General features: G+C 65.8%; 14 protein-coding genes and 2 pseudogenes. 8 read left to right on the top strand and 8 right to left on the bottom strand.

From position 1 onward, the window contains the following. Window positions 1-71 precede the first annotated feature (71 nt). Window positions 72-743, bottom strand: coding sequence for a TOTE conflict system archaeo-eukaryotic primase domain-containing protein (locus DAT37_RS10340; RefSeq protein WP_198654169.1), 672 nt, complete (start codon window positions 741-743; stop codon window positions 72-74). A 1176-nt stretch (window positions 744-1919) separates the two neighbouring features. Further along, on the bottom strand, window positions 1920-2399 hold the full coding sequence (locus DAT37_RS10335) for a hypothetical protein (protein WP_332873276.1): 480 nt from the start codon (window positions 2397-2399) through the stop codon (window positions 1920-1922). Between the two features lie 899 nt (window positions 2400-3298). Here DAT37_RS10335 and DAT37_RS10325 point away from each other — a divergent pair. The 4 genes from DAT37_RS10325 to DAT37_RS10310 all read left to right on the top strand — a co-directional run bounded on the left by DAT37_RS10325 (window position 3299) and on the right by DAT37_RS10310 (window position 7305). Continuing rightward, the gene (locus DAT37_RS10325) at window positions 3299-4225 is read left to right on the top strand and encodes an ABC transporter ATP-binding protein (RefSeq protein ID WP_109524449.1); all 927 of its coding nucleotides are present in this window, start codon (window positions 3299-3301) and stop codon (window positions 4223-4225) included. Continuing rightward, a complete protein-coding gene (locus tag DAT37_RS10320) occupies window positions 4222-5031 on the top strand; it encodes an ABC transporter permease (RefSeq protein ID WP_232839630.1) in 810 nt (269 codons plus the stop codon). Before DAT37_RS10325 ends, DAT37_RS10320 begins: the two co-directional genes overlap by 4 nt. A 468-nt stretch (window positions 5032-5499) precedes the next feature. Further along, on the top strand, window positions 5500-6138 hold the full coding sequence (locus DAT37_RS10315; protein ID WP_109524447.1) for a sigma-70 family RNA polymerase sigma factor: 639 nt from the start codon (window positions 5500-5502) through the stop codon (window positions 6136-6138). An 819-nt stretch (window positions 6139-6957) separates the two neighbouring features. Further along, complete coding sequence (locus tag DAT37_RS10310) at window positions 6958-7305, top strand: hypothetical protein (RefSeq protein WP_109524446.1); 348 nt, start codon at window positions 6958-6960, stop codon at window positions 7303-7305. Between the two features lie 3 nt (window positions 7306-7308). Here DAT37_RS10310 and DAT37_RS10305 read toward each other — a convergent pair. Further along, window positions 7309-8700 (bottom strand): annotated as a pseudogene (locus DAT37_RS10305) (NF041680 family putative transposase). A 193-nt stretch (window positions 8701-8893) separates the two neighbouring features. Here DAT37_RS10305 and DAT37_RS10295 point away from each other — a divergent pair. Further along, window positions 8894-9933, top strand: a pseudogene (locus DAT37_RS10295) (transposase); the annotation flags it as partial. Here DAT37_RS10295 and DAT37_RS10290 read toward each other — a convergent pair. Beyond that, the gene (locus tag DAT37_RS10290; RefSeq protein WP_109524442.1) at window positions 9930-10214 is read right to left on the bottom strand and encodes a hypothetical protein; all 285 of its coding nucleotides are present in this window, start codon (window positions 10212-10214) and stop codon (window positions 9930-9932) included. The pseudogene DAT37_RS10295 and the gene DAT37_RS10290 sit on opposite strands and share 4 nt — an antisense overlap. Then, window positions 10207-10431, bottom strand: coding sequence for a hypothetical protein (locus tag DAT37_RS44840; RefSeq protein WP_198654168.1), 225 nt, complete (start codon window positions 10429-10431; stop codon window positions 10207-10209). Before DAT37_RS44840 ends, DAT37_RS10290 begins: the two co-directional genes overlap by 8 nt. Window positions 10432-10520: 89 nt before the next feature. On the opposite strand from DAT37_RS44840, the gene DAT37_RS10285 reads away from it, so the two are divergent. Both DAT37_RS10285 and DAT37_RS10280 read left to right on the top strand, forming a co-directional pair. Beyond that, a complete protein-coding gene (locus DAT37_RS10285) occupies window positions 10521-10673 on the top strand; it encodes a hypothetical protein (protein ID WP_198654167.1) in 153 nt (50 codons plus the stop codon). Window positions 10674-10767: 94 nt separating this feature from the next. Continuing rightward, complete coding sequence (locus DAT37_RS10280) at window positions 10768-12495, top strand: GMC oxidoreductase (protein WP_109524441.1); 1728 nt, start codon at window positions 10768-10770, stop codon at window positions 12493-12495. Window positions 12496-12497: 2 nt separating this feature from the next. Here the strand turns inward: DAT37_RS10280 and DAT37_RS10275 are convergent, their stop codons facing one another. The 3 genes from DAT37_RS10275 to DAT37_RS10265 all read right to left on the bottom strand — a co-directional run bounded on the left by DAT37_RS10275 (window position 12498) and on the right by DAT37_RS10265 (window position 14293). Then, entirely contained in the window at window positions 12498-13001 is a 504-nt protein-coding gene (locus DAT37_RS10275; RefSeq protein ID WP_109524440.1) for a hypothetical protein, read from the bottom strand. 93 nt (window positions 13002-13094) lie between these two features. Next, entirely contained in the window at window positions 13095-13844 is a 750-nt protein-coding gene (locus DAT37_RS10270) for an SAM-dependent methyltransferase (protein ID WP_232839629.1), read from the bottom strand. 98 nt (window positions 13845-13942) lie between these two features. Next, on the bottom strand, window positions 13943-14293 hold the full coding sequence (locus DAT37_RS10265) for a DoxX family protein (RefSeq protein ID WP_109524438.1): 351 nt from the start codon (window positions 14291-14293) through the stop codon (window positions 13943-13945). Between the two features lie 137 nt (window positions 14294-14430). On the opposite strand from DAT37_RS10265, the gene DAT37_RS10260 reads away from it, so the two are divergent. After that, window positions 14431-15063, top strand: coding sequence for a TetR/AcrR family transcriptional regulator (locus tag DAT37_RS10260; RefSeq protein WP_109524437.1), 633 nt, complete (start codon window positions 14431-14433; stop codon window positions 15061-15063). The last annotated feature ends 22 nt before the right edge of the window (window positions 15064-15085 follow it).

Here is a 15085-nt window from a genome sequence, read left to right as displayed (position 1 = left end):
TCGTCCTCCCTGACTCGGTGAGAGCCAGGGTGACCGACCAAAGGGGTCAATTTTCAGATGCCACGCGGGGGTCAGTATTCACGTTCTGCCGACACTTGGGAGGGAAACAATCGGTCATAGCTGGCAAGACTCATACGCCCCCGCAAACCGATAGCCTCGGTGAGCAGCCCGGTGGCGATACGTCGCGCTGATACCGCAGGTGTGGGTTGGGAGAAGAAGATCCACACGTGCGCTCCCCGACCGGACTGTGACACTTCGAGGGCAGCCGGGATGTTCACGGCGCGAGCAGCTTTGAGATACGCCAACGCGTCCAACATAGCGGCCTCGCCGTCGAAGTCGGCTGCTATCCACCAGCAGGTGTCCTCATCCGAGAGCGGATACAAACCGATATGGTGTGCCCCACGTAAATGCCTGTCCACGACATCGCCGGTCAACGGCAGATACGACGCGTCCGAGGTCGCCATTCCCTTGCGCCAGCGGCCTCGAATCGCCGGAGACCATCCCGACCGCCCGTCGCGGGTGTCCTCCCATCGCAGCGCATACGTATCCGAGCGGCACGCGAACAGATCGAGATAGAACCGCACCTTCTCCTGAGGACTCGACTCCATGTCCACCGGCGACACCGCAGCAGCGGTCTGATCACCGGCCGACGCACGAGACTCTTCCTCGGTGAGCCGCAACAGGTTCCGCAACCGAGCGTTCTCCGCCCGCAACAACTCGAGCTCACCAGCGAAGGCGTCCACAGACAACCAGTGTGCACCGCCAGCCCACCAACACCGAATCCGGCATCACCTGGTCATGCTCAACGTCAGGGTGCCCGCGCTCAACAGTGACCTGACGTTGGTCGGGGCGGCGAAATGAACCTGCCTGCCCGGATATTGGACCAGGACTGTTTCGATCTCTGGGAGCGCAGAATTTCGACACCGCTTCGCTCTCGATGGTGCACGGAATTCGGCAGCATCGAATCGAATGGGGCCGCGCTCCAGCGGTTCCAGGCTCACCTTCCGCAGCCGGTGCGGCCGCAATCGCGCCGACTTGCTGTGGGGCTGTCGGACTTGTCTTGACTGTTCGAGCTGATGAGCCATGCCCGACCTGCGGTCACACTGGTGTCGTCAACATCCCATACAATCAGTTCGGCTTGCGCCCGAGTCACATTCACCGACTCCGGTCGACGGTAGCGGGTCCTGCAGCAGCCAGTGGTTCCTGTAGGACGCTCAGAGCCTTGGTCCAGGGCAGCGGGCCCGTGTCGGTGTCCTCGCTATACGGACGAATCGCACGCCCCAGTCCGCGGAGGCCTGGCCGTGCCTCGCGGACAGCGAGGAAGTTCATCTGCTCCCGCTCAGAGTGCCGGACGGCCACGTCGGGCAGCCCAGCGCCGACGGTGTTCCGCTCAGGGGTAGCGGTGCCCTGGCCAGACAAGGGCCCCGGTCAGGCTGCCATGATGGGCTCATGACTGAGCGAATCGGCCTGCGGTCACGTTGCTTCCGGCGATCGACAGCAGCCAACGGTGGTTGTCGGAGTGAGTAAGGCTCGCCACCCGGACCCGGCTGATCGCCTCACCCGCTAACCACCACCGCACCCACCCGGTTTGGGATGACCTATCCTCACCTTCCAAACCATATCTGCAATCTGCCAGGCTGAACGCCCTAGTTTCCGCTAGTCGATCATTCGACCGATAGCGCCCTGATGCCCGAGTACGGCAAACTCCCCGCACCGAGGGGACTCGAATCGAACGGCGGAGGCGTGATGACAGGACCACATGTGTGGCACACCGACGCGACCTCCGGTGCCGCGCCCGGCACCGAAACCGGTATCACCCTCGCGGATCTCGCTTACGACGCGACGGCTTTGACCGCGTTGTCGCTGACTCTGCTGCTGGCATGGAACGATCGGCCACCCGCCGATGGTCGGTGTCGCTCTCAGCGGCGGAAGCGGACGTATCGGTCGGGGGTTTCCGCGTCCTGGCTCGAGTAGGTGACGCTATCGATCTGGGTGGTGTGGGGGTCGCGCAAGACCAGATTGCCGCCGTCGTTACCGAGCTGCACCCCACTGCCGTCCAGTACGATCACCGTCGATTCACCGCCGGGTATCTCCGTGTCCAGGACGGTGGTTCGATCGTTGCGGTCCACCAGAGTCCACCCCTGCAGTGACGCAGTCGAGGTGGCGAGGTTTGGTGGTCCGCTCTGATCGGTGAGTTCTCGTTCGAACAGTTCTCCCCCGCTGGCGCGACACTGGTCCAAATACAAGCTCAGCAGATCTTGTAGGTCGTCGGCGTTGGCGCTGCCGCTGGGCGGAAGTGACCGCCCCGCACTCCAGTCGAACATTGGTGCTCTCACCAGGTCCAGGGATGCCGCGGAGTGCGCCGGGGTGGGGGTGAAACCCGAGGGAGCCTCGGCCAGCGACGCGATGACGGGGTCCGCGCATCCCCGAGCTACCTGGACAGGACGGCTTCACCGGAACCATCGTCCACGCGGGTCGATAGCGGTCACCTACCGAATTCGCTGGCCGAAACGTCATCGTGATCGGGGCGGGGAACTCCGCGGTCCAGATCGCCACCGAACTCGCCGAACACGCCACCGTCACCCTCGCCAGCCGCACACCGGTGAAGTTCGTGCCCCAACGCCCCCTCGGCCGCGATATGCACTTCTGGTTCACCCTCACCGGAATCGACACCGCACCCATCGGACACCTACTCCGGCATCATCCGACCGCCCCGGTGTTCGACACCGGACGCTATCGATCGGCCATCGCCGCGAACAAACCCGAACACCGACCGATGTTCACCACCCTGCGCGGGGGATTCCGTCCTCTGGCCAGATGCCACCACCACACACGTCGATACCGTCATCCTGGCCACCGGATACACACCGAACTCGGCCTATCTCAACGACATCGGCGCGCTGACTGCCGCCGGGTCACCGCGCCATCGCAAAGGGCTGTCGACGACACACCGAGGACTCGGCTACGTCGGCCTCGAATGGCAACGCAGTCTGTCCTCGGCCTCGCTGCGGGGCGTGGGCCGCGACGCCGCCCGGCTCGCGGCACAGCTGCGCACCGCCGCGTGATCACCGTGCGACACCGCCTTCGCCTGGACGTGCGGCGGACCGGGACTACACGCTCGCGATCCGAGTAGCGGCCTCGAATCGGCGGTGCTGCGTCCAATTCGCGCCTGGTTCGTCTGTAGAAGCGGACTCCCATCCACCCGGATGCGAGCACACCGCCTCCCGAGAGGAATCCCCGCGATGACCATCCCTTTGCTCCACCACCACTTCGCCGATCAGCATCTCGGTGGTGCGCGATGAGCGCCCCGACGGTCGTGGTCGAGGATCTGCATGTCGCATACGGCAGCACCTGGGCACTCGACGGTGTCGACCTGGTAGCCGCCGCAGGGACGACGCTGGGAATACTCGGCCACAACGGCGCCGGGAAAACCACCCTGATCCGCGCTCTCACGACCCTGGTCCGGCCGACGGTCGGCCGCGTGGAGATCACCGGCCTGGACGTGGTAGCCGACGCCACCGAGGTCCGACGCCGGATCGGGGTGACCGGACAATACGCCGGACTCGACGAATTCCTCACCGCCCGCGAGAATTTGGAGCTGATCGGCCGCCTGGCCGGACTACGCCGCCGTGCTCGCCCGCGCGCCGACGCCCTGATCGACCGGCTCGGGCTGCACGAATACGCCAGCCGTCGCGTCGGAGAACTTTCCGGGGGTTCGCGCCGCCGTGTCGACCTGGCCGCGAGCCTGGTCGCCGATCCGGCGGTGCTGTTCCTCGACGAGCCGACCACGGGCCTGGACCCGCTGGCCCGCACCGCGCTGTGGGAGGTCGTCAGCGAACTCACCACCGCGGGCACCACCGTGGTCCTGACCACCCAATACCTCGAAGAAGCCGACCGTCTCGCCGACGACATCGTGATCCTCAACCGTGGCCGCATCGCCGCGTCCGGTACTCCGGCCGAGCTGAAACAGATCATCGGCGGCAAGGTCGTGCACCTCACCGTCCCCGCCGCACGAGTCGCGGATCTGCCCTTCACTCCCGAGGTCGACCGGGCCGGCGGGTCTCGGGTCCGGGTATCGGTCACCGTCGCCGACGCCCCCACCGCGACCGCGCTGGTCGCCGACCTGCACCGTGACGGCCTCGATATCACCGACCTGGACGTGACCTCGCCGAGCCTCGACGACGTCTTCACCCACCTCACCCACACCACTGGAGCCACCCGATGACCACTACCGCGATGACTGATGTGGGGCGTTCCCCGCTCGGGAATCAGCTCGCCGCCCTGACCGTGCGCAACCTGCGTACCAGCGCCCGCGTCCCGCAGTTGCTGATGTTCTCGCTGACCATGCCGATGGCGATGCTCGTGCTGTTCAGCCAGGTGTTCCGCAGCGTCGCCGCCGGTCCCGGTTTCCCGGCCGGGATCAGCTATATCGACTTCCTCACCCCGGCCATGCTCGCGGTCTCCACGGTCATGGCAGGTACCAACGCCGGAGTCTCGGCCGCGATCGATCACACCAACGGCCTGCACGACCGCTTCGCCGCCCTCCCGATGCGCACGGCACTGCCCGGGATGGCGCGCACCATCAACGAAGCCGTATTCACTCTCGCCAGAGCCGCACTGCTCGGCATCGCCGCACTGGCGCTGGGTTTCCACTTCCACGGCACCATGCTCGACGCGCTGGCCGCGGTCGTGGTCCTGGTCGTGCTGGCGGGGGCGATGAGTGCCCTGTTCGGGCTGATCGGTGACCGGCTGCGCCGCCCCGACGTGGTCCAGTTCGCCGGGATGATGGCGATGATGCCGCTGATGTTCGTCTCCAGCGCGTTCGCGCCGATCCACACCATGCCCGGCTGGATGCAAGCCGTGGCCACGGTGAACCCGGTCGCCCACGCCACCGACGCCCTACGCGGCCACGTCCTGGGCACCGGCACCCTCGCCGACACCGCCACCGCTCTGGTCGCGGCGATCGGACTGTGGGCCGCGGTCACCGTGATCCCCGCCCTCACGCGCCGGATTCGGCCACGTGTGCACTGACCGAACCACCCGACCGCTCCGTCCTTTCCTCCGCCGAGGGAAGGACGGAGCCGCTGTCGGCGTCCACATCGTTCACCCGCACCCGGACACGCCGATGGCCTCTACCCGCGAGGTAGAGGTTCGGCGTGGAGGCGGTCTCAGCGGATACGCCCGCTGCGGGCGGCGGCGGCGCTCATGCGGCGGCGTCGAGCAGATGCAGTTCCTGCTCCACGATCAGTTCGACCTCTTCATCGGTCAGACCCGACAACAGATGTGTGGTCAGCATCGCTCTCTCACCTCCTCAACGCTCCTAGTGATACGTCGAACCGGAGAACCCGAAATCGACATCGATGCCTATACAGACGTGACACCCCCGCAATGGACGCATGACGACACTGCGGCGCCCGCTGCATCGGGGCAGGTCAGGACGAATCGAGGGTCGCGATCGCGGCGGCAGGCGAGGATGCTGGATACAGAGCAGGAGGCGAGATGACGAACCAGACAGCGGCCACGACCGCGACGACACCACCGGACCGGCACAGTGATCTCGAACAATTGTGGCGCGGCTTCTCCAGCGACCTGCGGACCTTCATCGCCCGCCGCGTCGCACGCCCCGAAGACGCCGACGACATCCTCTCGATCGTGTTCCTGCGCATGGCCAAAAGCCTCGACGAACTCCGCGATCAGGACCGGCTGCTCGGGTGGATGTATGCCATAACCCGCAACGCGATCACCGACTACTACCGCTCCGCACCGCATCGCCGCGAACTGCCCGTCGACACCGTCCCCGAACACCCGAGCACCAGCGACGGTGGACTCGATACTGACGTCACAGCGCAGAAAGAACTCGCCAAGTGCCTGGTGCCGATGCTCGCGGCGCTGCCCGCCGAGCAAGCCGCCGCGGTGAAGATGGTCGACCTCGACGCCCACACCCACGCCGCAGCCGCCAAAGAAGCAGGGATCTCGGTATCCGGGATGAAATCCCGCGTCCAACGCGGCCGCGCCGCCCTACACGCCCAACTCCACGCCTGCTGCCAGATCAGCCAAGACCGCACCGGCCACGTCCACGACTACCAACCCCGCAGCCCAACCTGCGCCTGCGGAGACACTGGCGGCGCGGACCGATAGCGCCCACGGGCCCGGAACAGCTACTGGTCATCGGCATCCCCACGACCGGAACAAGGATGCGGTGCGAGCCACGTGGCTCGCACCGCATCCTTGTTCCAAGAGGGCTACTGGCAGCCGCACCCGCCCTCGGCCGTTATCGCCGGAGCACAGCACGATGACTTCTCACTCTCATCGCAGCAGGTCGACTGCCGTTCACTGCCGCAACACGTCGGCGCCGCAGACTGGGTCGGTGCGTCGGTGGGATCCGCCGCCTCGAACTCACTCGGGTTGGTACTCATGGTGACTCCTTGATCTGTGAAGGATGGGCACCAACACAGACGGAACAAAGCACGAAAGGACGCACCAACGACATCGGTGAGGGCAGATTGCGTGGTGCACGCTTGAGCTCGCACGACGGGCGGTGCACGGCTTGCTTCTGTGACGTGCACGATCGCAACCACTACCGCCCATAACGCGGTCCCGGATCTGATCACCCATCCGCGCTGGAGGTGGATCGGCCTGGTGGCGAGCTATCGCTCGGCAATAGCTGATAGTTCTCGGCGCAGTCAGTCCGGTGGATGGTTGGGCACGATATGCAATGGCCGCGGCCCGTACGACGCCTCTTCGGTGCGGAGTTCGTGAATGACCCGCGCATAAGTCCGCACTTGGCTGCGCAGCCGTGTGTTCTCCTGGCGTAGGGCGGTATTGGCTTGTTCCCTGCGTGTCAGGCTGAGTTGAGTCCATTGGTTCATAGCAAATCGGCCTGACGCGGGGCGAGATACGGATCGGCATTTCATGACCAGGACGAGGGCCTCGAAGGGCAGCGGCGACAATGGAGCGATGAGTTCTGCTGGGCCGCGTGGTGAGGAACCGAAGCGGCGGCGCGCGTTCAGCGCCGCCGACAAGCTCGCGTATCTGCTGGCCTACGAACAAGCAGTCGAGCGTGGTGAGGGCGGGGCGTATCTGCGGGGCGAGGGCTTGTACTCGTCGTTGATCAGCGAGTGGCGCAAGCAACGTGATGCCGGGGTGCTGGCGGGTAAGCCCCCGGGTGCCAAGATCGGCAAACTCACCGCCGAACAGGCCGAGATCGCGCGTCTGCGGCGGGAGAACGAACGATTGAACAAGCGGTTGACGACCACCGAGACCGCGCTCGACATCATGGGAAAAGCACACGCTCTCTTGGCTTGAGATTTAACCTTTCTTCTTCCCTCTCCTATTCGCCACCTTGTCCGTTTTGCGAATTTCTGACCCGAGGAGGTGACGTGGGGCTGGCGTGTTCTTGCCGCCTGGCGGGCGGCCGGGGCCGGGGTGAGCGGTTTTCGGCAGACGTGCCGGACTGCCCAGGCGATCACGCACGTGTCGAAATGCGCGGCGGACTCGAAAGGGCGTCAACGGTTTTCCCGGACGCGGGCGCCGTTCCCACGGGCGACGTAGATCAATGGTCAGGTCGCGGGCCAGATGGAGTTGGGTGTAGGCGGCGATCAGCAGCCAGGTCCATCGGACGACCTGCTCGGGATGACGAAGCCGCGCCGCTGTCCACCCGAGCTGGGACTTCATCAGCTTGAACGTGTGCTCCATGTCGAACCGGCGCAGGTAGGCCCGCCAGCACACGTCCAGGTCCGGGGCATGCGGGCCGGAGTGCCACAGCCACATGGTGCGATGCGGATTGCGGCCGTCGAGCAGCCGTTCGACCCGGACCTCGATGACGGTGCCCTCGATGACCGGCAACCGCGTGAACAGCTCGGCGTCCAGGCGAGCGAAATACCCGACGCGTTGGACCTTCTGGTGCATCCGACGCCAAGCACGGACCTCGACCCGCCCATACTTGTCGGTGTCGGGCACGATCATCAGTTGGTCGGGGCGGCGCAGATTCACCTCGCCGGCGAGCTCGAACCTATTGCCATGAACACCATCTCGTCCTGGACCCGGCTTGCGCGGGCCGGGACGTCCGTCGTAGTAGACGCGATCGCCGGAGATCCGCACCAGCGTCTGGACCTCCAATCCGTCCAGCGCGTGCGTCAGGGCCGCGGCCGCATACCCCTGATCCAGGATGAACAGCGGTGCGGGCCGCGCCGCCGATTCTTCTCTCCGGCCGATCCGTCGGACCAGATCACGAATCTGGTCAGCAGTCGAAACGACAGGGCACGAACCCTCCGGCAGGCGAATCGCGTCCAATGGTCGAGTCCACGAGGAACTGCCCCACTCCAAGCCCATGACCCACTGGAACTCTCAGCCCGGCAACACTTTCCGATTAACGTCACAGCGACACGGCGCATAGTGCAGCCCCCGGTCGGGCGAGCATTCGGCGTTCGGACGCGGAAAAGTAGTCGAGTCGATACCGAACATCAACGGCGCGTCGATCGGTAGCTGGTCGGCCAGCAGATCACGCAGCAGATCCTCATCGATCGAACCGTCGGCCAACGCGTCGTACAGGGCCCCGTGCCCACGGCGGAACACCGCGGCCAGCGACAACTCCACCAGCGAGGTAACCGGTCCGTCCGAGCAGATCGCCGCATCGGCGAGCTCGAACAGCGCGTCCGCTCGCGTGTCCAGGCAGCCGTAGAACCGACGACGAAACTCCACCAAACCCGACTCCGCCGCAGCGGCGTCCCCACACAACACACTCCACCCCTACGGCCGACAACAAACCGACACCGACAACAAGCATGACTATCCGAAAGTCATTGACAGTCAACCAGATCAGCTGAACCTACATGGGTTGAGCTCGCACTGGTTAAATCTCAAGCTTGGAAACTCTCTCCGAGAGAGCGGATTGCGACGAGCAACGCAAGAAGCGTTGACCGGTGCGTATGTGTCGCTGACCGGCGCTGGTGTCGCCACCCGGACCGCTGCGGTGTTGACAGGGTTGGCGCGCTCGACCGCGATCCGGCGAACCGGCACCACCACGGTCCGGCCCGGGGCCGTGGCGGGGCTGACCCCGGCGAACAAACTGACCGTCTCCGAACGGCGCCGGGTCTTGGAGGTACTCGACAGCGATCGGTTCGTCGACCTGGCCCCGTTGCAGGTCTACGCGCAGCTGCTCGATGAGGGCGTCTACCTGTGCTCGGTCTCCACGATGTATCGGATTCTGCGCGAGCACCGGCAGGTCAAAGAGCGTCGCCGGTTGGCGCGTCATCCGGCGAAGGTATGCCCGGAGCTGGTCGCCACCGCGCCGAGGCAGGTGTATTCGTGGGACATCAACAAACTCGCCGGCCCGGTCAAAGGCCGATATTTCGACGCCTACGTGATGATCGACATCTACTCCCGCTACATCGTCGGCGTCCACGTCCACAACTATGAATCCGGCGTGCTGGCAACAGAATTGATGAAGGAGATCGTCGGTGTCCATGGCATCCCGCAGGTGGTCCACGCCGATCGCGGCACGTCGATGACCTCCAAGACCGTCGCCGCGCTACTGGCCGATCTGGAGGTCACCCGCTCGCATTCACGACCGCGGGTCTCCAACGACAACCCCTATTCGGAATCACTGTTCAAGACCCTGAAGTACGGGCCGGCATTCCCCGAACGATTCCGATCACTGTCCCAGGCAAGACAATTCATGGATTCCTTTGCTCACTGGTACAACCACGAGCACCGCCACACCGGGATCGGTTTGCACACACCCGCCGACCTGCACTACGGGCCGGCAGCAGACAAATCCGCCGACCGGCGTGCGGTCCTGGACCGGGCCCGTGCTCGCCACCCCACCGATTCACCACCACCGCGGCGCCCAAGATCCTCACCATGCCCGACACCGTCTGGATCAACCGACCAGCACACGAGATCACCCCGGAGACCGACACGACAGCCGCCTAAACACACCCGACGGTCTCACTCGGCTTGAAAAATTCCGGTTCGGCTGCCCGCAGCTGCGATTCGAGTGCCCCTGTCGTCGGCTTGGCACCGTCTGCGGTGGCGCGGTGGCGGAATTCCTCGGCGAGGTCGGGGTGTTTGTGGGTCAGCAGCCAGCGTTTGACTCCGGCTTCCGCGGCCAGTTGCACGATGCTCAGCGCGCCGGTGGAGCGATACCCGGTACCGGTGAGCAGTCGTTGCATCGCCGCTCGGATCGCGGTGCGTTCTGTCTCGGAGTCACTCACGGCCCCGCCGTTTCCGACGCTGGGCCTCGTGTTCGGTGATGATGCGTTCGATTCGATGTAGTTCGGCTCGTTCTCGTGCTGCGCGCACCGGTGGCGCGAGTGGATCGTCGACGAGTACACGCAGGCGGGCTACGTTGGCGCGAAGCACGCGGATCTCGCGGTCGGTGCGGGCGATGTTGTCCCATTTGTTCGCTTTGGCCTCGCGGAGCAGGCGCATCGTGTCGGCTTCGATGGCCCTGGTCGCAGGCCCGTGGCCCGGAGTTCGACTGGGTAACGGTACAGACCTTCCGCAAAACGGTGGCAACCATGATCGCGCACGAGCACGGACCCGATCTGGCCGCGGCCCAGCTCGGTCACGCGAGCAACGCGGTGACCCGCGCGCACTACATCGACCAGCCCACGCTCGCGCCGGACTTCACGGCCATCCTGGACCGGTCGGTGGCCGAAAGCGTTCCGTAAACGTTCCTCGGGGTGGAAAAGCCGGGGGCGAGGCCCTAACCTACTCGGGAGTAGTGTGGGCGTTGTCACTGGTGAGATGATCGAGGAGTGCCATATGGACCAGCGTGCGACGGATTTCGACGTGTTGATCGTCGGGTCCGGATTCGGTGGCAGCGTCACCGCGTTGCGACTGGTGGAGAAGGGGTACCGGGTCGGGGTGTTGGAGGCGGGGCAGCGTTTCGCCGACGACGAGTTGCCCAAAACCAGCTGGGACCTGCGTAAATTCCTGTGGGCGCCCGCGCTGGGCTGTTACGGCATCCAGCGGATCCATCTGCTGCGTGATGTGCTGATCCTCGGGGGTGCGGGTGTCGGCGGGGGCTCGCTGAATTACGCGAATACGCTCTATGTGCCGCCGGAGCCGTTCTTCCAGGACGCGCAGTGGCGCGATATCACCGACTGGCGCGCCGAGCTCACCCCGTACTACGAGCAGGCCCAGAAAATGCTCGGCGTGGTCCGAAATCCGCATATGACCCCGGCCGACGAGGTGTTCAAGAAGGTGGCCGACGATATGGGCGTCGGCGACACCTTCGTGCAGACGCCGGTCGGTGTGTTCTTCGGCGAGCCGGGTGAAACGGTGGCCGACCCGTATTTCGGTGGGGTCGGGCCGGATCGCACCGGCTGTGTCGAATGCGGAGATTGCATGGTCGGCTGCAAGTTCGGGGCCAAGAACACGCTCGTCAAGAATTACCTCTATCTCGCGGAAAAGGCGGGGGCGCAGGTTCTTCCGATGACGACGGTGACGGATCTGCGGCCGCTGCCGGACGGCACCTGGAATGTGTCGACCGCGCGTACCGGCGCTCGGATTCGTAAGCGACCTCAGACCTACACCGCTGCCAACGTCGTTCTGGCCGCAGGGACGCGTGGCACCCAGAAATTGCTGTTCGAGATGCGTGACAAGGGTGTATTGCCCGGTCTGTCGGATCGGCTCGGCATGCTGACCCGCACCAATTCCGAATCGATCGTGGGTGCGGCGACGAAGACGGTGACGCCCGGCGTCGATTTCACCAAGGGTGTCGCCATCACGTCCTCGATCCATCCGACTCCCGACACCCATATCGAACCGGTCCGGTACGGCAAGGGTTCCAACGCGATGGGCCTGTTGCAGACCCTCATGGTCGACGGTGGCGGGCGTATTCCGCGCTGGTTGCGGTTCGTGCTGCTCGTGCTGCGGCACCCGATGCACCTGATCAGCTTCCTCAGCACCAGAAACTGGAGTGAGCGCACCATCATCTCGCTGGTGATGCAGCATCTGGACAACTCCATCACCACCTACACCAAACGGGGTGTGTTCGGTCGCAAGCTGACCAGCAAACAGGGGCACGGGGAACCCAATCCCACGTGGATCCCGGTCGGTAACGACGTGACCCGCCGGGTCGCCGACCAGATCGGCGGCATCGCGGGCGGCAGCTGGGGCGAGATCTTCAATATCCCGCTCACCGCTCACTTCCTCGGCGGTGCCGCGATCGGCGCCGACCCGGAACACGGCGTGATCGACGGCTATCACCGGGTCTACGGATATCCGACGCTGAGCGTGGTGGACGGTGCCGCTGTTTCGGCGAATCTCGGTGTGAATCCGTCGCTCACGATCACCGCGCAGGCCGAGCGCGCGGCCGCCTACTGGCCGAACAAGGGCGAACTGGACAACCGCCCGCCGCAAGAGGCCGGGTACCAGCGGATTTCACCGATCGCCCCCGCGCGACCGGTGGTGCCTGCGAGCGCCCCGGCTGCGCTGAGGTTGCCGATCGTGGAGATCCGCAGTACCGACAAGAGTGCCAGCGCCTGACATCAGGATTCGACGCGCAGCGCCAGGACCTGGCCCTCGGCGGTGCGCTCGCGCGTGATCGACAGGACGGCGGGCCCGACGATCACGTCGAGACGTTCCCCTGCTCCGTGGGTGACGCCCGCGTGATCGCCGTCGGTCGTCATATTGAGCGGCGGATACGCCAGTGCGACGACCAGGGTTCCGCTCGGCACGTCGACGGTCCCCACCGGGACGGTTTCGGTTCTGGGGTCACGCTCCAGACCGTCCGGTGGGATCGGCCGCACCCCGGGCTCGACCGGTGGCGTGATCCACAGGGTTCCGTCATCGCCGCGATAGACCGCGTGGTGTCCGTCGCCGCAGGCCTCCTCCACGTAGGCGCGCACACCGTCGAGCACCAGGGACTTACTGCCCTCGTCGGCGAGTTCGTCGCCGTGGACGTCCCAGCCGCCGAATCGTGCGTGCGCGTCACACAGGATCAGGAACAGACCGTCGTGGACGGGATTTCGGATCGAGCCGAGGTCTTTCACGGTGGGTGAGCTTAACGACCGATATCGGCCGGGGCATGTCGATACCGCACGACCTACGCCGTCGCGCTGTCGATCGCGGTGAGCCAGGAGGGATCACGGTCGGTCGACCGGATCGGATCGGAAGACCGGATGCCGCTCGTAGCGCGTGGGAATCGTCGTGATCGGTTCGTCGAGCGCCACGTCGGTGCGGCGACGTGCGACCGCCCGAACGTAGCCGAGGTGGCGGCCCGCGTCGGAGGTGATCGCCTCGATCTCCACGGTGTTGTCCGGCGCGACCTCGAGCTGCCAGTCCCGCCAGAACGTCCAGCCCTCGGCCATGGTGTCGGCGCATTCGACATCGACGACTCCGCCGCGCGCCCAGTGCTCACGCCACCACGCGGCGGTGTGCAGGCACGCCATGCTCGGTTCCCACCACGGTGCGAGGTGGTCGGGCACGGCACCGGTGAAATCGGCGGACAGGCCCGCGCCCGCGATGCCGATCTGACCGCCGGGTGCGACGAATCGCGCCAGGTAGCCGAGATACAGGTCGTCGGTTCCGTAGTAGGGGAACGAGTCGATGCTCACGACGGCGTCGAAGAAGTCGGCGGCGAACGGTAGTGTGCGAGCGTCGGCGTGGACGGGGAAGACCGCGTCGGCGGCATCGGCGTCGACGATGCGGCGACGCCGATCGTCCGCGTCGAACCACAGATCGGTGGACCAGACCTGGACGTCGAACTCGTTGTGCAGGAAGACCGACGAGGCGCCCCGTCCGCACCCGAGGTCGAGGATCCGCATACCGGGCCGCAGGTCCATCGCGCTGGTCAACCATTCGGTGAGCCACAGCGAATTGGCTCCTCCGCTCACACTCGATCGGATCCAATCGGGGTGGTACCGAGACGATCTCGGAAACCGGGTGGAGCGCAGCCGGTCGGTGGACATTCGTTCTCCTTTCGCGGCCGGGGTCATGCGGCCGCGTAGACGGACAGGGCCAGCGTCGCGCCGGACAGTGCCAGGAACAGGATCGGTCCGGCGAGGTCGTACTGCCGGGCGCGCAGGTGCATCCACACCGCGGCGCAGAAGTACGCGACCAGGCCGACGGCGGCGGCGATGCCGAGTGGCCGGTAGGCGAGCCCGGCCACCAGTCCGACGGCGGCGGCAAGTTTGAGTACGGCGAGCAACCACATCCGATGTTCCGGGAATCCGACAGCGGCGACAATGGCGACGAGCGCCGGAGTGCGGGCCAGGGTGGCCGTGGCCGAACCCGTCAGCGCGACGGCCGTGGTGATCGAGAGCGCGGTGAGCGCGATATCCATGGGATTCCTCCGGGTGCGGGTGTCCGGCGCCGACGGCTGCCGGTGAGGCTTCGCTCGAATTCATCGAACAGGTCGTCTTCTCGAATATACGACTTCTGCCGGACAGGTTGTCAAGTGAAATATGCGAAGATGGCGTCATGGGTACACGCAGATACGAGCAGGTCGTGCGGGCCGATGCCGCGGAGCAGACGCGACGACGCATCCTCGACGCCGTCGGCGAGCAACTCCGCGCCGCACCGACCGAACCGGTCAGCCTGGAGAAGGTCGCTCGGGCCGCGAAGGTGTCACGCTCCACCATCTACGTCGACTTCGGCTCGCGCGCGGGCCTTTTCGACGCCTTCGTGATGGATCTCTACGAGCGCACCGGCCTGCGTGAACTCTCCGCGGCCGTCGCGGCCGACGATCCGCGCGAACATCTGCGGGAGGCCCTCGCCGCGGCGGGCCGGATGAAATCCCGCGATCTCGATATCTATCGGGTGCTACACGCGATGGACCGCATCGACCCGTCCTCTGCCGCCGAAGCGGTGCGGGCGATGGAGGAGGACCGGCGCGGCGGTGTCACCCACCTGGCGAACCGGCTGGCCTCGGCGGGGCTGCTCCGCGAGGACGTCTCGGTGGACTGGGCCGTCGACGTGCTGTGGGCCCTGAGCAGTTTCGAGAGTCTGGACCTGCTCGTCACCGGGCGCGGTCTCACCGTCGAGGAGGCGACCGAACGGCTCGTCACCACCGCGGAGCGCACGCTCTACCGATCGCAGCGGGCGCAGGGGTGAGCACGGTCCACCGCGACGCCGT

It is taken from the genome of Nocardia aurea (genome assembly GCF_003123685.1).
In the GTDB taxonomy this organism is placed as follows: domain Bacteria; phylum Actinomycetota; class Actinomycetes; order Mycobacteriales; family Mycobacteriaceae; genus Nocardia; species Nocardia aurea.
This window is presented reverse-complemented; position numbering and strand designations above follow the sequence as displayed.